The sequence below is a fragment of the Streptosporangium sp. NPDC048886 genome, from assembly GCF_055586905.1.
On record NZ_JBVJHH010000003.1, the window covers coordinates 81,629 to 99,757 of the forward strand.

Genomic DNA, 18,129 nt, shown 5'->3' on the forward strand with positions numbered 1-18,129 from the left:
GCACTCCTCCTTGCCCGGCGTACGCGCTTCGAACGTGCCCGGCGTGCGCGTTTCCCGCGTCGATCCATCATGTACGGCGGAGCGGGGCGGAGCGCGACCCGCCACGCCCGCCGGGGCCGCGGGCGGCTCCCGGAGACCTCGGACAGGCTCGGATCAGCCCACGAGGACCTTGACGACCCCCGTCAGCGCGAGCTGGACCAGCGCCAGCGGCACCAGGCCGACCCAGGCGAGCTTCTGGAGCTGGTCCTCGCGGAGCCGGGGGAAGCTCACCCGGACCCAGATCACCACGAACACCAGGGCGGAGACCTTGATGAGCATCCACACGGGCCCGGGCAGGAGGGGTCCGTGCCAGCCGCCCAGGAACAGCACGGCGGTGAGCGCGGAGATCACGATGATCCCGGCGTATTCGGCCAGCATGAACAGGGCGAACCTGATCCCGGCGTATTCGGTCATCGGACCCATGATGATCTCGGAGTCCGCGATCGGCATGTCGAACGGCGGGCGGCGCAGCTCGGCGAGCCCGGCGACGAAGAAGATCACACCGCCGATCGCCTGCCAGGGCAGCCACCACCACTGCCAGGACTCCACGATGCCCGGCAGGGAGAGCGTGCCGGCGGCCATGGCGACGCTGGAGGCCGCCAGGACCAGCGGCAGCTCGTAGGACATGAGCTGGGCCGCCGAGCGTATCCCGCCCAGGACCGAGTATTTGTTCCCCGACGACCACCCGGCCATGATCGAGCCGAGCACGCCGACCCCCATCACGGCCAGGACGAAGAACAGGCCCGCGTCCAGGTCGACCCCGACCAGGCCCGGGCCGATCGGGATGACGACCATCACCACGAGGTAGGGGATCAGCGCCACCGCGGGCGCCAGGGCGAAGACCCGGCGGTCGGCGGCGGCCGGGATCACGTCCTCCTTCTGGGTGAACTTGATCCCGTCGGCGATGAGCTGGGCCCAGCCGTGGAAGCCCCCGGCGTACATCGGGCCGAGGCGCGCCTGCATGTGCGCCATGACCTTGTGCTCGGCCTGTCCGGCGATCAGCGGCAGCACGAGGAAGGCCACGACGATCCCCACCAGCCGGACGGCGGCGTCGAGCACCCCGGCCATCACGCCTCCCAAGCGTCGAGCGCCTCAGCCATCACGCCTCCCAAGCGTCGGACACCTCAGCCATCACGCCCCCAGTCGGCGGGCACGCCGGGCGGGAGGGTCTTGCGGCGGCTCGGCGAGCCGTGGTCGGACTCCCCGGGCTCCTTGGCCCCCGGCCACGCCTTGGCGACCCGGGCGGCCAGCACGAAGTCCTTGCGCAGCGGGAAGCCCTCGAAGCCGTCGGGCAGCAGCAGCGGGACCAGGTTCGGATGCCCCTCGAAGATCACTCCGAACATCTCGAAGGTCTCGCGCTCGTGCCAGTCGGCGCCCCGGAAGACGCCGACCGCGCTGGGCAGCCGGGGGTCGGCGCGGGGGACCCGGGTGCGCAGCAGCAGGTGCCCGCGCGACGCGGGGTCGAACACGTGGGCGACGACGAAGAACCCGTCCGGCGGGTCGTCCACGGCGGTCAGCCAGTCGAAGAACTCGTAGCCCTCGGCGCGGACGGACTCCAGCAGGCCGGTCCAGTCGCCCGCCTGGACGTCCACCGTGATCTCGCCGAACGACTCCGACACCTGCGCGCGCGTGCCGTACCGCTCCTGGACCGCGGCGACACCGGGCCGCCCCTCACCGCTGCTCATCTGCTCGGCTCCTCGCGGGATCAGACATACCGGTCACTCAGGTTCTCCGCGGCGATCTTCTCCTGGAGCATCATGATGCCGTGGAGCAGCGCCTCGGGCCGGGGCGGGCAGCCGGGGACGTAGACGTCCACCGGGATGATCTGGTCGACGCCCTTGGTCACGCAGTAGGAGTCCCAGTAGGGGCCGCCGGAGTTGGAGCAGGCGCCGAAGGAGATCACGTATTTGGGGTCGGGCATCTGTTCGTACAGCCGTTTGACCGCCGGGGCCATCTTGTCGGTCACCGTGCCCGAGACGATCATCAGGTCGGCCTGCCGGGGGCCGTTGGCGAACGGGATCACCCCGAACCTGATGAAGTCGTGCCTGCTCATCGAGGTCGCGATGAACTCGATCGCGCAGCAGGCCAGGCCGAAGTTGAACGCCCACAACGAGTAGCGCCGCCCCCAGTTGAGGACAAAGCGCATGGGCTTGGGAGCCAGCCGGGAGGCCGGCCCCACCGTGGGCATCGGAAGGTCCGCCATGACACCCATTCTCCTTCAGTGCCGATGGTCCCGCCCGCCCGGCTCAGGTCCAGGCGAGCACACGCTTACGCCAGGCGTAGAGGATCCCGAGCGCGATGAAGCCCAGGAAGACGAACATCTCCACCAGGGTGGTCATCCCGAAGCCGGGGGCGGCGAAGACCGTCGCCCAGGGGAAGAGGAAGACCGCGTCCACGGCGAAGACCACGTAGAGGTAGGTGAAGACGTAGTAACGGACCTGGGACTGGGCCCAGTCGGCGCCGACCGGGTCGACGCCGCACTCGTAGGTCAGCAGCTTCTCGGGGGTCGGGCGGTGGGGGCGGAGCAGCCGGTTGACCGTCAGCGCCCCGGCGACGATCACCGCTCCGATCGTCAGCAGCGCGAGGACGACCCCGTAGGAGCCGAAGTATCCGCCCATGGACCCTCCTCATGGGGACCCCGCCGGACGGAACCCCCTCCTCCCAGCTATAGCAGTGTCCACCGTCCGCGTCACCTGGTGGAGCGGCCAAACCCGGTCCGGCCAAAACCTCTTCCCGATTAATCCCAAAAACCGGCAAAAGTCCACATATCGCGTTTACTGTGTCAGGCATGCCTAAATTGCGATTCACCGGAGGAATCGCGCTAATTGCCGCAACGGTTGTCGGATGTGGCACGGCCGCCACCTCCCCCAGCGCGGACCACCCCCTTCCCTCTGAACCCACGATGATCAACTACGTGGACCCCTCGGCGGTCCACGGGCTGAGCGTCCGGAACCTGAGCGGAAGTGACTCCGGCGACCGGCGCGTGCACGTCGCCTACCCCACGGTCGACGGCGCCCCCCGCCTCACCGAGAAGCTCCGCCGGACGGTCACCGAGCAGCTCGACCGGTTCACCAGGGACACCTCCATGAACCACGCCCTCCCCCATCCGGAGTTCAACGTGGACTGGCAGCTCGCCGCCGCCTCCGACCAGGTGCTCGGCGTACGGCTGCGCATCGGCGAATCCCTCGGGACCGACTGGTCCGAGGCCCGCACCACCGTCTGGTACGACCGGGTGGACAGCCGCGCCCTGGACTCCGCCGCCCTGCTGAGGGACGACGCCGCGCTGGCCGAGCTGGCCGGGCTCGTCAGGGAGCGGCTGGTCGACCGGGGACCGCGCGTGAACCCGCACGCGATCAAGCCGGACCCGCGGCAGTTCGACTCCCTCGGCTTCAACCCGCGCGGCGACCTCGTCGTGGAGTTCGACGACCACCAGGTGGCCGGCGGGTCCATGGGCCGGGTGGCGGTCGCCGTCCCGGCCTCCGAGGCGGAGCCGCTGCTGTCGGCGACGGGGGCGCGGGCGCAGCGCGCGGCCAGGACCGCGCAGACGCCGTCATCGGGGTCGGAGGAGTTCATCGAGGCGGCGAGCACGGCCGAGCCCCCGGCGCGGAGCTCCAAGGCGGGCGAGGTGGACTGCGCGAAGGCCAAATGCATAGCGCTGACCTATGACGACGGGCCGGGACCCCACACCGGACGGCTGCTGGACGCCCTCGCCCGCGAAGGCGCCAGGGCGACCTTCTTCAGCGTCGGCTCCAACGCCTCCGCCCGCCCCGAACTGCTGCGGCGGATGCGGCAGGAGGGGCACCTGGTGGCCAACCACACCTGGTCCCACCGCGACCTGACCCCCCTGCCCGGCAGCAAGGTCGCCGACCAGCTCAACCGCACCCAGTACGCGATAACCCAGGCGATCTGGCAGGTCCCGACGCTGATGCGCCCGCCGTACGGCGCGAGCAACATCCAGGTCGCCGCGGTGGCGCGCCGGATGGGCCTGTCGGTCGTGCGGTGGAGCGTCGACACCGAGGACCGGGGCGACCCCGACCCCGGGGCCATCGCCGACCGGGCCGTCTCCCGGGCCAGGCCCGGAGCGATCGTCCTGATGCACGACGTCCACGGCGCGACCGTGGACGCCACCCCCCAGATCTTGCGGCGGCTGAAGGAGAAGGGCTACACCTTTGTCACGGTCCCCGAGCTGTACGGCCCGCGCGGGATGCAGCCGGGCGTGACCTACGACTCGGCCGCGTCCGGCGGCGGCCCGGGCAGGACGGGCGGCCTCGCCCGCGCGCTGGAGAAGCAGGCAGTGCCATAACCTGCGGCTATGAGCACATAGCCGGAGGCGATGAGGGCCGCCTCCGGCCGGGACATATAGTTAGGCATCGTGACGCCAACTGTCCTCTTCGGCCGCCTGCACGTGGACCTGTGCCGGCTCGCGGCCGGGCTGTGTCGGGCCAACCGCTCGCGATCGTGACCTCCACGCAGGCCACCCACCCGTCCGTCCGGGCAGTTCCGGCGACGCGGCGTCCCAGCTCCTGATCGACGACAGCCGAGGCTGTATGACGCGTGCCATACCCCCCTTGGGCGAAACGCGGAAGACACCAGACGGAGCACTAAAGATCGCACTCGTCTGCATCCAAAGGATCTAGCAACGCGGAAGACGATGCGTCACCCTGAGGGATCTAGCATGGAAATGACAAGCAACCAGCAACGGCGCGTCGCCGCGTCGAGGAGGTCTGAGCTGTGACCAAGCAGGTTCAGCAACTCGACCGCGTGATCATCCGGTTTGCCGGAGACTCCGGTGATGGAATGCAGCTGACCGGTGATCGCTTCACGGCGGGAACGGCGGAGTTCGGCAACGACCTGTCGACCCTGCCCAACTTCCCGGCCGAGATCCGCGCCCCCGCAGGGACCCTGCCGGGCGTGTCGAGCTTCCAGCTGCACTTCGCCGACCATGACATCCTCACGCCGGGGGACGCCCCCAACGTGCTGGTCGCGATGAACCCCGCCGCCCTGAAGGCCAACCTCGGCGACCTGCCGCGGGGGGCCGACATCATCGCCAACACCGACGAGTTCACCAAGCGCAACCTCCAGAAGGTGGGCTACGACGGCAGCCCCCTGGAGGACGACACGCTCGCCGAGTGGCGCGTCCACCCGGTGCCGCTGACCTCGCTGACCGTCAAGGCGCTCGAAGGCTTCGAGCTGTCCAAGAAGGACGCCGAGCGCTCCAAGAACATGTTCGCCCTCGGCCTGCTGAGCTGGCTCTACCACCGGCCGACCGAGGCGACGATCCAGTTCCTGGAGACCAAGTTCGCCAAGAAGCCCGACATCGCCAAGGCCAACATCGCGGCCTTCCAGGCGGGCTGGAACTACGGCGAGACCACCGAGTCCTTCTCGGTCTCCTACGAGGTCAAGCCGGCCAAGCTCGCCCCCGGCGTCTACCGCAACATCTCCGGCAACCAGGCGCTCGCCTACGGCCTGATCGCCGCCTCCGTCCAGTCGAGGCTGCCGCTGTTCCTCGGGTCCTACCCGATCACCCCGGCCAGCGACATCCTGCACGAGCTGTCCAAGCACAAGCGGTTCGGCATCCGCACCTTCCAGGCCGAGGACGAGATCGCGGGCGTCGGCGCGGCCCTCGGCGCCTCCTTCGGCGGGGCGCTGGGCGTCACCACGACCTCCGGGCCCGGTGTGGCGCTGAAGGCCGAGACCGTCGGCCTGGCGGTGACCACCGAGCTGCCGCTGATCGTGGTGGACGTGCAGCGCGCGGGGCCGAGCACCGGCATGCCCACCAAGACCGAGCAGACCGACCTCCTCATGGCCATGTACGGCCGTAACGGCGAGTCGCCGCTGCCGATCGTGGCGCCGGCCACCCCGTCCGACTGCTTCGACGCGGCCATCGAGGCGGCCCGCCTCGCGGTGAAATACCGCACGCCGGTCATGCTGCTGTCCGACGGCTACCTGGCCAACGGCTCCGAGCCGTGGAAGGTGCCGAGCAAGGCCGAGCTGCCGGACATCGCCACCGAGTTCGCCACCGGGCCCAACGGCGAGGACGGCGTGACCTTCCTGCCGTTCAAGCGCGACCCCGAGACCCTGGCCCGCCCCTGGGCCATCCCGGGCACCGCGGGCCTGGAGCACCGGATCGGCGGCATCGAGAAGGCCGACGGCACCGGCAACATCTCCTACGACCCCAACAACCACGACCGGATGGTCCGGCTCCGTCAGGCCAAGATCGACGGGATCGCCCAGGACATCCCGCCGCTGGAGGTCGACGACCCCGACGGCGACGCCCGGGTGCTGGTCATCGGCTGGGGCTCCACCTACGGCCCGATCGCGGCGGCCGTACGGCGGATCAGGAAGTCCGGCGGCAAGGTCGCCCAGGCCCACCTGCGGCACCTCAACCCGCTGCCGGCCAACACCGGCGAGGTCCTGCGGGCCTACGACAAGGTGCTGCTCCCCGAGATCAACCTCGGTCAGCTCGCGCTGCTGCTGCGTGCGCGGTTCCTGGTCGACATCATCAGCTACAACCGCGTGCGCGGGCTTCCGTTCAAGGCCGAGGAGCTGGCCGGCGTGATCCAGGACGTGATCGACAGTGAGTGATCTTGCAAACGGCAGGGGCCTGTCCCTGGTCCCGAAGTCCGACGTCAAGCTGGGCATGAAGGACTTCAAGTCCGACCAGGAGGTCCGCTGGTGCCCGGGATGCGGTGACTACGCGATCCTGGCCGCGGTCCAGTCCTTCGTCCCCGAGCTCGGCCTCAAGCGCGAGAACATGGTGTTCGTCTCGGGCATCGGCTGCTCCTCCCGCTTCCCCTACTACATGAACACCTACGGGTTCCACTCGATCCACGGGCGCGCCCCGGCGATCGCGACGGGCCTGGCCGCCTCGCGTCCCGACCTGTCGGTGTGGGTGATCACCGGTGACGGCGACTCGCTGTCCATCGGCGGCAACCACCTGATCCACGCGCTCCGCCGCAACGTCAACCTGAACATCCTGCTGTTCAACAACAGGATCTACGGTCTGACCAAGGGTCAGTACTCCCCGACCTCCGAGATCGGCAAGATCACGAAGTCCACCCCGATGGGCTCGCTGGACAAGCCGTTCAACCCGATCTCGCTGGCGATCGGCGCCGAGGCCTCGTTCGTGGCCCGGACCATCGACTCCGACCGCAAGCACCTGCAGTCGGTGCTGCGCGAGGCCGCCGAGCACCAGGGCACCTCCCTGGTCGAGATCTACCAGAACTGCAACATCTTCAACGACGGCGCCTTCGACCAGTTGAAGGACCCGGAGCTGCGTGACGACGTCACGCTGCGCCTGGAGCACGGCCGGCCGATCGTCTCGGCCTCCAAGGCCGCGCGGCGTGCGGCCGACGGCGGCATCGAGGTCGTCCCGAGGTCGGAGGTGAGCGAGGACGAGATCCTCGTCCACGACGCCCACCGCGCCGACCCGTCCCTGGCCTTCGCGCTGTCACGGCTGGACGAGCCCGCCTTCGAGCACGTCCCGATCGGCGTCTTCCGCAGCGTGGAGCGCCCCTCCTACGACGAGCTGATGGCCGGGCAGCTCCAGGAGGCCGTCGGCGAGCGCGGCCAGGGCGACCTGGACGACCTGCTGCTGTCCGGAGACACCTGGCGCATCGGCTGACAGAGGCGCGACGACGACGATGGGGCCGCTCAGCTGAGCGGCCCCATCGCTTTTTCTCCCGGACAGTCGGATATGGGCTGCCGTAGCGCGCGGGACAAGAGAAGATGAGAAACGCGTGGACCCATCCGCAACCAGGGGCCCGCCAGCCAAGCACGCCGGCTACAGCGTCCGACACGACTCGTCAGACACATGAGGAGAACCCGCCCGTGCTCACCGTCCCCGCACTCGAAGACCCGCATGCCCAGCGACAGCAGGACCGCCACTGGTACGGCTCACAGGTGCTGGTGACCGGTGCCACCGGATTCATCGGAGCCCGGCTGGTGGAGCGCCTGGGCTCGCTCGGAGCACAGGTGCACGCGGTCAGCCGCAGCCCCCGGGAGGGGACCGGCCACGGCGAGACCTGGCACGTCGCCGATGTCAGCGACGCCGGCGCGGTCGAGGACCTCGTCCGTTCCACCCGTCCCGCCGTCGTCTTCCACCTCGCCAGCGAGGTCGCCGGCGCCAGGGACCCGCGGCTCGTCCGGCCGATGCTGGACAGCAACCTCGCCAGCGTGGTCAACCTGCTGACGGCGGTCGCCGGCAGCCCGGGCACCCGGGTGGTGCTCGCCGGATCGCTTGAGGAGCCCCGGCCGGCCGAGGGCGAGACCGCGCCGTCCTCGCCCTACGCGGTCGCCAAATGGGCCGCCAGCGGCTACGCGCGGATGTTCCACCGCCTCTGGGACGTCCCCGTGACGACCCTGCGCATCGGGATGGTCTACGGGCCGGGCCAGCACGACACCAGGAAGCTGGTCCCCTACGTGACGCTCTCGCTGCTCCGCGGCGAGGCGCCCAGCCTCGGCAGCGGGACCCGCCAACTGGACTGGGTCTACGTCGACGACGTGGTCGACGCCTTCCTCGCCGCGGGCATGACTCCGGAGGCGGCCGGCCGGAGCCTCGACATCGGCACCGGCACGCGGACGTCCATCCGGGACACCGTGGAGCTGCTGGGCCGGATCATCGGCGGCCCGGCGCGGCCCCGCTACGGCGCGATCTCCGACCGCCCGCTGGACAGCGCCCGGATCGCCGACATCGCCCCCGCCGCCGAGGTGCTCCGGTGGCGCCCCGTCACCGGGCTGGAGGAGGGCCTCCGGCTGACCACGGCCTGGTACGCCGAGCGCCTGCGGCGGGACGGGACCGCCATGGCGGCGGGGACGGCACCGTAGCCAGCGCACCGTAGCCAGCGCACGGTAACCAGACACCACGCCCATACCGGCGGAGGGCACGCTGTAACGGGACGCCGTGGAATCCGATATAAACCGAGGGCCCGGCTCCGTGCGCGCCGCCCTCCCGTAACCGGGACGCCGGATCAGAAACGAGGGCGCTGGTGGATTCGGTCGTCAACCTCACGGTGCACGGCATCGGCCCGACCAGCCGCGAGCTCGACCCGGGCGAGGACACGACCTGGGTCAGCGTGGAGCAGTTCGAGCAGGTCCTCGACGCGGCGGTGGGCCGTCAGGACGTCCGCATCACCTTCGACGACGGCAACGCCTCGGATGTGGAGATCGCCCTCCCGCGGCTGCTCGAACGCGGCCTCACCGCGGAGTTCTTCGTGCTGGCCGGGCTCCTCGGCGAGCCGGGCAGGCTGGACGCCGACGGGGTGCGGGAGCTGGTGGCGGCGGGCATGCGGGTCGGCTCGCACGGCTGGGCGCACCGCGACTGGCGGCGGCTGGACGGGGAGCAGGCCGAGGAGGAGATCGCCGAGGCCAACCGGCTCCTCACCGAGCTCACCGGGCGGCCGGTGTCGAGGGTGGCCATCCCGTTCGGCTCCTACGACCGGCACGTGCTCGGCAGGCTGCGGCGGGCGGAGGTGACCCGCGCCTACACCAGCGACGGGGGCCGCGCCCGGCCCGGCACCTGGCTCCAGCCGCGCAACAGCCTGCGCCACGACATCGACGCCACATGGGCCCCGCAGGTCATGGACGGCACTGCGGCGCTGCCGCTCCGCGTCCGCCGGGTCGCCGCGCGGGCCTTCAAGCGCGCCCGCGGGTGACGCCTCCGCCTCCCCGCGGCCGGGCTCCGCGGCCCGCACCCCCTACGTGCCCCACGACCCCTACGGGACTTGGAACGTGGTAACGACACCGCCGCCCCCGGCGATGACGAATATATGACACCTGGTACCCCCCGGATCGCCATAGTGATCGTCACCTACAACAGCGCGGAGGTACTGGAAGGCTGTCTGCGCTCCCTCGCCGAGGGGGCGCGGGGCGTGCATCTCGCCGGCGTCGTCGTGGCCGACAACGCCTCGAAGGACGGCACGCTCAAGATCGCCGGCGAGGTGACCGGACTACCGCTCCAGATCGTCCAGCTCGGCCGGAACGCCGGCTACGCGGCGGCGATCAACGCGGGCGTCGCGGCGCTGGACCTCCAGGACATCGACGCGGTGTATGTGATCAATCCCGACTGCAGGCTGCGGCCCGGCTCGATCCTCCCGCTCGCCGAGGCTCTGCGCCGGCCGGGGCGCGGCATCGCCGTACCCCGCATGGTCAACCCGGACGGCAGCCTGCAGCCCTCGCTGCGCAGGACGCCCACGGTGCGCCGGGCGCTGGTGGAAGCGGTGATCGGCGGAGACCTCGCGGGCCGGATCGGCACCCTCGGCGAGCTGGTCACCGACCCCCGGGAGTACGAACGGCCCGGCGTCGCGGCATGGGCGACCGGTGCCGCCATGTTCCTGTCGGCGGACCTCATCAGGGAGATCGGCCCGTGGGACGAGTCCTTCCTGCTCTACAGCGAGGAGACCGAGTACGCGCTGCGGGCCGGCGACCGGGGCTGGGCGCTCTGGTACGAACCGGCGTCGGTGATCGAGCACATCGGCGGCGACTCGGGCGTCAACCCCACTCTCGCCGCGCTGCTCACCGTCAACAAGGTCAAGCTGTTCCGCAGGCGGCGGAGCACCCTGGCCTGGCTCGTCTACTACTTCGCGGTCGCCCTGGGCGAGGGGGTGCGCGCGCTCGCGGGGCGCCGCACCTCGAGGGCATCGATCGTGGCGCTGCTCAGGCCGTCGCGCCGGCTCCAGAAGCTTGCGGACTGACCAGGCGACCGGCGAGAGGAACGACCATGAGCATGCCCGCGAGCCAGGCACCCGGCGGGCCGGAGGCGCCCGAGCCCGCCCGGCCCTCGACGGCACGCCCGGAACCGGCGGAACCGGGAACACGGGCGGAACCGGCGGAAGCAGGAACGCGGACGGTACGGGCGGGGCGGACGGCACGCCCGGGACCGGCCGCGCCGACGGGGCGGACCGTCCGGACGGTCCGGACGGCCGGTTTCGACGCGCTCACCGCCGAGGAGCTGGACGCCTGGCATCTGCTACGGGCGGCCAATCCGCTGCTGGACAGCCCCTACTTCCACCCCGGCTTCGCCGCGGCCGTGCACGCCAGCGGGCGCGAGGTCCGGGTCGCCGTGGGCCGGGACGGGGCGGGCGAGGTCTGCGCCCTGCTGCCGCACCACCGCGAGCGGTCACTGATCAGGCCCGCGGGCTGGCCGGCGGCGGACTTCCAGGGGCCCGTGCTCGCCGCGGGCACCTCCCTCCCCCCGCTGGCCCTGCTCACCGGCGGGGTCCGCGCCTTCGCGTTCGACCATCTGGTCGAGAGCTGCGCCGACTTCGAGCCGTGGGTGGAGTCCCGGCGCCCGTCACCGTTCCTGGACGTCTCCGGCGGCCTGGAGGGATATCTGGGCCGGGCCTCGCGCAGCGGCAAGGACAACATGGGGCAGGCCCGCCGCCGCGCCGCGAAGGCCGAGCGGACCCACGGCACGGTGCGGTTCGCGGCCGACGTGGTCGACCCCGAGATCCTGGGCCGGGTGGTGGAGCTCAAGCGCGCGCAGTACGCCGCCACCGGCGCCAAGGACTATTTCGCCGGACCGGACCGCCATGACCTGCTGACCCGGCTGCTGCACACCCGCGACTCCTCATTCGGGGGCGTTCTGTCCACTCTGCATGCCGGCCCCCATCTGGTCGCGGCGCATTTCGGAATACGTTCGGAGAACGTGCTGCACTGGTGGTTCCCGGTCTACGACCCGGCTTTCGCCGGGCTCGCCCCCGGCTGGATGCTGCTGCGCGAGCTCGTCTGCGCCGCTCCCGCTCTCGGCGTCACGCGGATCGACCTCGGGCGGGGTGACGACGAGTACAAACGGCGCGCCAAGACGGGTGAGACGCCGGTGTGCCAGGGGATGGTGACCCGGAGCTCGGCCCGGCAGACACTGCGGCGGGCCCGGGACTCCATGGTCGCCACAGCGAAATCATCCGCGTTCGGCCCTAGCTTGCGCCATATCGCGCGAAAAATCCGCACATTACGTCAGTAATCACGCCCGCTCCTCCAGGGGCGGTCACTTCTCGAAATCGTAACGATCGCAGGAAATCACCCGACTAATGGGTGATCCGGGCAAGGCTTTGTAAACGCCTCCTGCCCCGCAACCCAGCCGGCAAGTGACGCGATGGAGGCAGCGCACAATGAGAATCAGCGTGTTCGGGCTCGGCTACGTCGGCTGCGTCTCCGCGGCCTGTCTCGCGGCCAGCGGACACCAGGTGATCGGTGTCGACGTCAACCCCACGAAGATCGACCTCATCGCCCGCGGCCAGGCGCCGGTCGTCGAGGAGCGGATCGGCGAGCTGACCGCCGAGGTCGTGCGGAGCGGCGCGCTGCGCGCCACCGCCGACGTCGCCGGAGCGATCGGCGAGACCGAGATCTCGCTGATCTGCGTGGGCACGCCGTCCGCGCCGAACGGCAGCCTGTCCACCACCTACCTGGAGCGGGTGGCCGAGCAGATCGGCCAGGCGCTGGCCGGCAAGAGCGGCCGGCACACGATCGTCTTCCGCAGCACCATGCTCCCCGGCACCTGCGCCGACCTGCTCATCCCGATCCTGGAGCGGGCGTCCGGGCTACGGGCCGGGACCGGCTTCGGCGTGGCGGTCAACCCGGAGTTCCTGCGCGAGGGGACGAGCGTGCGCGACTTCTTCGAGCCGCCCAAGACCGTCATCGGCGAGTTCGACACCGCGAGCGGTGACGCGGTCGCCGCGCTGTACGAGGGTCTGCCGGGAGAGGTCTTCCGGGTCCCCATGGCGGTGGCCGAGATGACCAAGTACGCCGACAACGCCTTCCACGGCCTGAAGATCAGCTTCGCCAACGAGATCGGGGCGATCTGCCAGGCGCTCGGGCTGGACTCGCACCGGGTGATGGACGTCTTCCTCGCCGACCGCAAGCTCAACATCAGCCCGGCCTACCTGCGGCCGGGCTTCGCCTTCGGCGGCTCCTGCCTGCCCAAGGACCTGAGGGGCCTGGTCTACGCCGCCCGGCGGGCCGACGTCTCGGTGCCGCTGCTGTCGCACGTCCTGCCCTCCAACGAGGACCACCTGCGGCGCGCCTTCGAGCTGGTGGTCGCGGCCGGCAGCCGCCGGGTCGGGCTGTTCGGGCTGTCGTTCAAGCCGGGCACCGACGACCTGCGGGAGAGCCCGCTGGTCGAGTTGGCCGAACGCCTCCTGGGCAAGGGATACGACCTGCGCATCTACGACGCCAACGTCTCGCTGTCGCGCCTGATGGGCGCCAACCGCGACTACATCGAGAGCAGGCTGCCGCATCTGGGCGACCTGCTGAGCAACTCCGCCGACGACGTGCTCGCCCACGCCGACGTGTGCGTCATCGGTTGCAAGGACCCGGCCGTGCTGAGCGCGCTCGACGGCGCGGGAGACCGTACGATCATCGATCTCGTCCGCCTTCCCGACGCCGAGGCGCGCCGGGCACATCCTGGATACGTGGGCCTTGGCTGGTAAAGCACTCATCCTCGTCGAGAACCTCTCCGTGCCGTTCGACCGGCGGGTGTGGCAGGAAAGCACCACGCTGCGCGACGCCGGCTGGGACGTGCACGTCATCTGCCCCCAGGGCACCAGACGCGACACCGAGCCGCGCGTCGAGATAGACGGGGTGAAGATCTACCGATATCCGCTGCGGGCGGCGACCGGCGGTCCGCTCGGCTACCTGCAGGAGTACGGCTCGGCGCTGTGGCACACCTTCCGGCTCGCCCGGCGCGTCGGGCGGGTGGACGTCGTGCACGCCTGCAACCCGCCGGACCTGCTGTTCCTCGTGGCGAGGATGCTCAAGCGGCGCGGCGCACGGTTCGTGTTCGACCAGCACGACCTGGTGCCCGAGCTCTACCTGTCCCGCTTCGACCGCGGTCAGGACTTCCTCTACCGGGCCGTGTGCCGGCTCGAACGGCTCACCTACCGGGCGGCCGACGTGGTCATCGCGACCAACGAGAGCTACCGCGAGGTCGCGGTCACCCGGGGCGGCATGCGGCCCGAAAAGGTGTTCGTGGTGCGCAGCGCGCCGGCGGTCGAGCGCTTCCACCAGGTCCCCGTGGAGGAGGGGCTCAGGCGCGGGAAGCCGCACCTGCTGTGCTACCTCGGCGTGATGGGCCCGCAGGACGGCGTGGACTACGCCCTGCGGTCGCTGGCCAAGCTCCGCGACGACCTGGGCCGCACCGACTGGCACGCGGTGTTCGTCGGCGCCGGCGACACCTTCGAGGACATGATCGCCCTCTCCCGCGAGCTGGGCCTTTCGGACTCCGTCGAGTTCACCGGCCGGATCCCGGACGAGGACCTGCTGCGCTACCTGTCCGCGGCGGACGTGTGCCTCGCGCCGGACCCGCTCAACCCGCTCAACGACGTGTCCACCATGAACAAGATCATGGAATACATGGCGATGGGCCGCCCGGTCGTCTCCTTCGACCTCCGGGAGGCGAGGGTCTCGGCCGGGGACGCCGCCGTCTACGCGCCGGCCAACGACGAGTCGGAGTTCGCCAAGCTGGTCGCCCGGCTGCTCGACGATCCGCAGGAGCGGCACCGGATGGGCGAGATCGGCAGGGCCCGGGTCACCGGCCCGCTGTCCTGGGAACGCTCCAGGGTCGCGCTCCTGGCCGCCTACGAGGCCGCCCGTTCCTGAGACCTGAGTGAACAAGCGCCTGTTCCTTGGCGCCGAGTGAGAAAGGGACCACCGCCATGAGCGTGCTCATCGAGACCATGTCCACCGCGGAGGCCGCCTCCCTGGTGGAGGGCTGCGTCGACGCGGGCACGGCAGTCGTGACCGGGCTGCTGGAGGGGGTGCGGCGGTCCTACGCGTGGTTACGCCGCAGCAGCGTCCAGCTCCTGTTCGAGCGCCGGTACGGCGTGCGGACCGCGGAGGTCGTGAGCCTCGACGAGTTCGGGCTCGGCCACCAGGAGCGGGTCTACTATTCGGCGGCGAACTGGCAGACCCTGCGGCGCACGCTGCCCCTGCGCGACGTCGGCGAGCACGACGTGTTCATCGACCTCGGCTCCGGCATGGGCCGCATGGTGCTGGAGGCGGCGTCGCGATACCCGTTCCGGAAGGTGATCGGCGTCGAGCTGTCCGAGCAGCTCAACGACATCGCCCGGGAGAACATCGCCAACACCCGCCTCCGCCTGCGCTGCGCGGACGTCGACCTCGTCCGCTCCGATGTCCTCGAATACGAGATCCCCGACGACGTCAGCGTGGTGTTCCTCAACAACCCCTTCCGGGGCGAGATCTTCGCGGCCGCGATCGAGAAGCTGCTCGCGACCGTGGACCGGAATCCGCGCCCGGTCACGGTGATCTACTTCAATCCGGTCGAGGAGGCGTTCCTGCTGAGCACCGGCCGGTTCCGCCACCTCCGGACGGTGACCCGGGGCCGGAGGGCCCCGGGGGACGACAGCCCGTTCGGCACGGTCCGGGTGTATGCGATCACCGAGCGGGCCGGTGCCTGACCGTACCGACCGCACAGCAGCCCGCACGGCCGGCCGTACCGAGCGCGCGGTCACCGTGGCCGGCCGTATCGGCCACACAGCAGCCCGCACGGCCGCCGCTACGCCCGGCGGGACCGCACGCCCGGGCGGCGCCGACCGCGCGGACGGTACGGCGGGCCCGGGCGGGTCATCCGCCCGGCTGCGCCCGGCTGCCGGCGTCCGTGCCCCACTGGACCTGGCCACCGCGCCGAGCCCGCACCCGGGTCAGTGCCCGGTCCATGAGCAGGACGGTGAGATAGCAGAGCGCGTCGGACGGGCTCACCTTCCGCCCCGCCACCAGGGCGCCCAGGGAGCTCAGCCGCAGGCGCCCCTCGGCGGCGGACCGGCCCAGCTCGGCGAGCTGCCGGTTGCCCAGGCGCACCCGCACCCGCCGGTTCAGATGCGCCGAGACGGTTCTCGCCGGGCGGACCAGCGACCGGGCCTCGGGCACCACCACCCGCTCGTGGGGCGCGAAGCTGCCGTGCACCCAGCCGTCGTCGGAGATCACATCCGGCAGGGGGAAGACCCTGGCGTGCCCCCGCTCGGTGAGGACGTAGACGCCGACCCCCGCCAGTGCCCGCAACGGCGCGATCAGCTGGTCGTGCACCCGGTGCATGCGCCGGGCGATCCAGCCGACCCCGTCCAGGTCCAGCACCGGGACCGGGGCGCAGGCGAGCACGCCGGGCCGGCCGGCGGCGACGGCGAGGGCGCGCACCGACTCCGCGCTCAACTCGACGTCGGCGTCGAGATACACGCGGGGGAAGGTCCGGCAGACCTCGTCGCCGAGCCTCAGGGCGTTGGCCTTGCCCGGGACCGGCGTCTCCACGACCCGCACACCGGCCTGCCTGGCGACCTCCGCCGTGCGGTCGGAGCAGGCGTTCGCGACCACCACCACGTCGAACTCGCCCGGCGCCGTCCCCGCGAGCAGCCGCCGCAGGCCGCCCGCGACGACGGCCTCCTCGTTGTGCGCGGGCACGACGACGCTGACAACCGGCCACCGCTCACCGGGCCGTCCGTGGTCCGGCGGAACGTCCTCATCCGCAGCGTCGTTCACCGCAACGCCTCCCGCTCGCCTCTGCCGACTCGCCTCTGAGAAAAGGATGACCCGATGAGAGTAGAACGGACCAAAATCGACGGGGTGCTGTTGTTCATTCCGACGCCACACCGTGACGACCGGGGGCTGTTCACCAGGACCTTCGACAAGGCCGTCGCCGAGGAGGCCGGGCTGGATCCCGCGGCGTTCGTCCAGGACAGCCAGTCGCGCTCGCGGCAGGGGACGGTCCGCGGGATGCACGGCCGCTCCGGCCGGGGTGAGGCCAAGCTGGTGCGCTGCGCGCGCGGAGCGGTGCAGGACGTGCTCGTCGACGCCCGTCCCGGCTCGCCCACCTTCGGCGAGCAGACCTCCGTGCTGCTCGACGACGAGACGTTCGTCACCCTCTACGTGCCCCCCGGGCTGCTGCACGGCTTCCAGGCCCTGACCGAGCAGACCGACGTCTGCTACCGCATCGACCGGGAGCACGACCCGGCCGAGGACCTCTCCGTCCGCTACGACGATCCCGAGCTGCGGATCCACTGGCCGCTCCCGGTGACGGCGATCAGCGGACGGGATCTTTCTGCGGGATCATGGGCACAGCTGCGGGACCGGCTCCGCGGTCCGGACGCGATGGAGTGAACGACAATGCGATGGGTGAGTCTGGCCGCCGCCGTCTCAGCGGTCACCGTGATGTCCCTGGCGGGATGCACCTCCTCGGCCGAGAGCCCGACGGGCAGGCCCAGCGGCACCCCGGTCGAGCCCACGGCCGCCTCCCGCTGCCCCGAGTATCCGACCCCGGCCTGCACCGGCGTGCCGCCCGGCACCAGGCTGACCGCGCTGGCCCTCAACGAGGACGGCGCCGCCTACCGGGTCAGGACTCCCGGAACGGTGCTGGACGGTGTGCACATCCCGGGCGACCTGCTGATCCACGCCGCCGACGTCACGGTCAGGAACAGCCGGATCGACGGGCTCGTCATCAACGCCGACGGGCCCCGGAGCTACCGCTTCACCATCACCGACTCGACCATCGGACCCGCCAAGGGCTGCCAGACCCTGCCCGGCATCGGACAGGACAAATACACCGCCCTGCGCGTGCACGTCCGCGGCCACGGCGACGGCTTCCGCGCCTCCGGTGACGACGTCGTCATCCGCGACTCCTACGCCGCCCTGTGCTCCAACCCCGGCGACCACTCCGACGGCATCCAGACCTACGACACCGGCAAGGGCCTGATCTTCGACCACAACACCATCGACCAGCGCGGCGCCAAGGACGTCACCGCGCCGATCTTTCTCGTGGACAAACAGATCGTCGACGCGGTCATCACCAACAATCTGATCATGGGCGGCACCTACAGCATCCAGCTACGGAACGGGCGCGGAAAACTGATCATGCGCGGCAACAAACTGGTCGACAAGTCATGGGTTTACGGTCCGGTCGATTCGGAATGCAAGGCGATCGACTGGGCCGACAACTCACTGGTGACGATCGACCAGAACTACCGCGTCACCTCGACCGTCGGCCCGCTGAGCTGCGTGGGGTGACCCGCATACCGGCTTTTCCGCATTGTTGGCGCATCGCGGGAGATGCCCGTCGCGCTTGGGAGAGCGAGTAAACGACATAGTCCGACA

At 70.8% G+C, this 18,129-nt stretch carries 18 protein-coding genes; 13 read left to right on the forward strand and 5 right to left on the reverse strand.

Features of this window, described 5'->3' with window-relative positions; all coding sequences use genetic code 11:
• Window positions 1-153: 153 nt before the first annotated feature.
• The 4 genes from nuoH to ACZ6R6_RS04390 are packed head-to-tail and all read right to left on the reverse strand — an operon-like array spanning window position 154 to window position 2,657.
• Window positions 154-1,107: an NADH-quinone oxidoreductase subunit NuoH gene (gene nuoH / locus ACZ6R6_RS04375; protein WP_470090103.1), complete on the reverse strand. Its 954-nt coding sequence runs from the start codon at window positions 1,105-1,107 to the stop codon at window positions 154-156.
• Window positions 1,108-1,163: 56 nt separating this feature from the next.
• Window positions 1,164-1,724, reverse strand: coding sequence for an NADH-quinone oxidoreductase subunit C (locus ACZ6R6_RS04380; RefSeq protein WP_470090105.1), 561 nt, complete (start codon window positions 1,722-1,724; stop codon window positions 1,164-1,166).
• Between the two features lie 20 nt (window positions 1,725-1,744).
• Window positions 1,745-2,242 (reverse strand): NADH-quinone oxidoreductase subunit B, encoded by a 498-nt coding sequence (locus ACZ6R6_RS04385; RefSeq protein WP_306860229.1) that lies wholly within the window; start codon window positions 2,240-2,242, stop codon window positions 1,745-1,747.
• A gap of 43 nt (window positions 2,243-2,285) precedes the next feature.
• Entirely contained in the window at window positions 2,286-2,657 is a 372-nt protein-coding gene (locus ACZ6R6_RS04390) for an NADH-quinone oxidoreductase subunit A (RefSeq protein WP_451929158.1), read from the reverse strand.
• A gap of 284 nt (window positions 2,658-2,941) precedes the next feature.
• Here ACZ6R6_RS04390 and ACZ6R6_RS04395 point away from each other — a divergent pair, with 284 nt between their 5' ends.
• From ACZ6R6_RS04395 to ACZ6R6_RS04445, 11 genes are all read left to right on the forward strand, one after another.
• On the forward strand, window positions 2,942-4,342 hold the full coding sequence (locus ACZ6R6_RS04395) for a polysaccharide deacetylase family protein (protein ID WP_470090108.1): 1,401 nt from the start codon (window positions 2,942-2,944) through the stop codon (window positions 4,340-4,342).
• A 69-nt stretch (window positions 4,343-4,411) separates the two neighbouring features.
• Window positions 4,412-4,501 (forward strand): putative leader peptide, encoded by a 90-nt coding sequence (locus ACZ6R6_RS04400; protein ID WP_369011196.1) that lies wholly within the window; start codon window positions 4,412-4,414, stop codon window positions 4,499-4,501.
• Between the two features lie 269 nt (window positions 4,502-4,770).
• Entirely contained in the window at window positions 4,771-6,624 is a 1,854-nt protein-coding gene (locus tag ACZ6R6_RS04405; protein WP_306860234.1) for a 2-oxoacid:acceptor oxidoreductase subunit alpha, read from the forward strand.
• Window positions 6,617-7,663, forward strand: a complete 1,047-nt coding sequence (locus tag ACZ6R6_RS04410) for a 2-oxoacid:ferredoxin oxidoreductase subunit beta (RefSeq protein WP_470090111.1) — start codon at window positions 6,617-6,619, stop codon at window positions 7,661-7,663. The genes ACZ6R6_RS04405 and ACZ6R6_RS04410 overlap by 8 nt, the downstream gene beginning before the upstream one ends.
• Before the next feature lie 206 nt (window positions 7,664-7,869).
• Window positions 7,870-8,865 carry an NAD-dependent epimerase/dehydratase family protein gene (locus ACZ6R6_RS04415; protein ID WP_470090113.1) on the forward strand — a complete coding sequence of 332 codons (996 nt, stop codon included), beginning with the start codon at window positions 7,870-7,872 and terminating at the stop codon, window positions 8,863-8,865.
• Between the two features lie 161 nt (window positions 8,866-9,026).
• On the forward strand, window positions 9,027-9,692 hold the full coding sequence (locus ACZ6R6_RS04420) for a polysaccharide deacetylase family protein (protein WP_470090115.1): 666 nt from the start codon (window positions 9,027-9,029) through the stop codon (window positions 9,690-9,692).
• A gap of 114 nt (window positions 9,693-9,806) precedes the next feature.
• Window positions 9,807-10,730, forward strand: a complete 924-nt coding sequence (locus ACZ6R6_RS04425; protein ID WP_470090117.1) for a glycosyltransferase family 2 protein — start codon at window positions 9,807-9,809, stop codon at window positions 10,728-10,730.
• A 26-nt stretch (window positions 10,731-10,756) separates the two neighbouring features.
• Entirely contained in the window at window positions 10,757-11,998 is a 1,242-nt protein-coding gene (locus ACZ6R6_RS04430; protein ID WP_470090119.1) for a GNAT family N-acetyltransferase, read from the forward strand.
• Between the two features lie 148 nt (window positions 11,999-12,146).
• On the forward strand, window positions 12,147-13,463 hold the full coding sequence (locus ACZ6R6_RS04435; RefSeq protein ID WP_470090121.1) for a nucleotide sugar dehydrogenase: 1,317 nt from the start codon (window positions 12,147-12,149) through the stop codon (window positions 13,461-13,463).
• Window positions 13,453-14,631 (forward strand): glycosyltransferase family 4 protein, encoded by a 1,179-nt coding sequence (locus ACZ6R6_RS04440; RefSeq protein WP_470090122.1) that lies wholly within the window; start codon window positions 13,453-13,455, stop codon window positions 14,629-14,631. The genes ACZ6R6_RS04435 and ACZ6R6_RS04440 overlap by 11 nt, the downstream gene beginning before the upstream one ends.
• A gap of 56 nt (window positions 14,632-14,687) precedes the next feature.
• Window positions 14,688-15,449, forward strand: coding sequence for a methyltransferase domain-containing protein (locus ACZ6R6_RS04445; RefSeq protein ID WP_470090124.1), 762 nt, complete (start codon window positions 14,688-14,690; stop codon window positions 15,447-15,449).
• A 166-nt stretch (window positions 15,450-15,615) separates the two neighbouring features.
• Here ACZ6R6_RS04445 and ACZ6R6_RS04450 read toward each other — a convergent pair whose 3' ends face one another.
• Entirely contained in the window at window positions 15,616-16,521 is a 906-nt protein-coding gene (locus ACZ6R6_RS04450; RefSeq protein WP_470090126.1) for a glycosyltransferase family 2 protein, read from the reverse strand.
• Between the two features lie 54 nt (window positions 16,522-16,575).
• On the opposite strand from ACZ6R6_RS04450, the gene ACZ6R6_RS04455 reads away from it, so the two are divergent.
• Both ACZ6R6_RS04455 and ACZ6R6_RS04460 read left to right on the forward strand, forming a co-directional pair.
• On the forward strand, window positions 16,576-17,139 hold the full coding sequence (locus ACZ6R6_RS04455; protein WP_306860253.1) for a dTDP-4-dehydrorhamnose 3,5-epimerase family protein: 564 nt from the start codon (window positions 16,576-16,578) through the stop codon (window positions 17,137-17,139).
• A 6-nt stretch (window positions 17,140-17,145) separates the two neighbouring features.
• The gene (locus ACZ6R6_RS04460) at window positions 17,146-18,042 is read left to right on the forward strand and encodes a hypothetical protein (protein ID WP_470090128.1); all 897 of its coding nucleotides are present in this window, start codon (window positions 17,146-17,148) and stop codon (window positions 18,040-18,042) included.
• Window positions 18,043-18,129 lie beyond the last annotated feature (87 nt).

What these genes read in the sequence shown, in the direction of transcription:
- nuoH (WP_470090103.1), bottom strand. Translation starts at nt 1,107, where the DNA reads ATGGCCGGGGTGCTCGACGCCGCCGTCCGGCTGGTGGGGATCGTCGTG.
- ACZ6R6_RS04380 (WP_470090105.1), bottom strand. Translation starts at nt 1,724, where the DNA reads ATGAGCAGCGGTGAGGGGCGGCCCGGTGTCGCCGCGGTCCAGGAGCGG.
- ACZ6R6_RS04385 (WP_306860229.1), bottom strand. Translation starts at nt 2,242, where the DNA reads ATGGCGGACCTTCCGATGCCCACGGTGGGGCCGGCCTCCCGGCTGGCT.
- ACZ6R6_RS04390 (WP_451929158.1), bottom strand. Translation starts at nt 2,657, where the DNA reads ATGGGCGGATACTTCGGCTCCTACGGGGTCGTCCTCGCGCTGCTGACG.
- ACZ6R6_RS04395 (WP_470090108.1), top strand. Translation starts at nt 2,942, where the DNA reads ATGATCAACTACGTGGACCCCTCGGCGGTCCACGGGCTGAGCGTCCGG.
- ACZ6R6_RS04425 (WP_470090117.1), top strand. Translation starts at nt 9,807, where the DNA reads ATGACACCTGGTACCCCCCGGATCGCCATAGTGATCGTCACCTACAAC.
- ACZ6R6_RS04430 (WP_470090119.1), top strand. Translation starts at nt 10,757, where the DNA reads ATGAGCATGCCCGCGAGCCAGGCACCCGGCGGGCCGGAGGCGCCCGAG.
- ACZ6R6_RS04435 (WP_470090121.1), top strand. Translation starts at nt 12,147, where the DNA reads ATGAGAATCAGCGTGTTCGGGCTCGGCTACGTCGGCTGCGTCTCCGCG.
- ACZ6R6_RS04445 (WP_470090124.1), top strand. Translation starts at nt 14,688, where the DNA reads ATGAGCGTGCTCATCGAGACCATGTCCACCGCGGAGGCCGCCTCCCTG.
- ACZ6R6_RS04455 (WP_306860253.1), top strand. Translation starts at nt 16,576, where the DNA reads ATGAGAGTAGAACGGACCAAAATCGACGGGGTGCTGTTGTTCATTCCG.
- ACZ6R6_RS04460 (WP_470090128.1), top strand. Translation starts at nt 17,146, where the DNA reads ATGCGATGGGTGAGTCTGGCCGCCGCCGTCTCAGCGGTCACCGTGATG.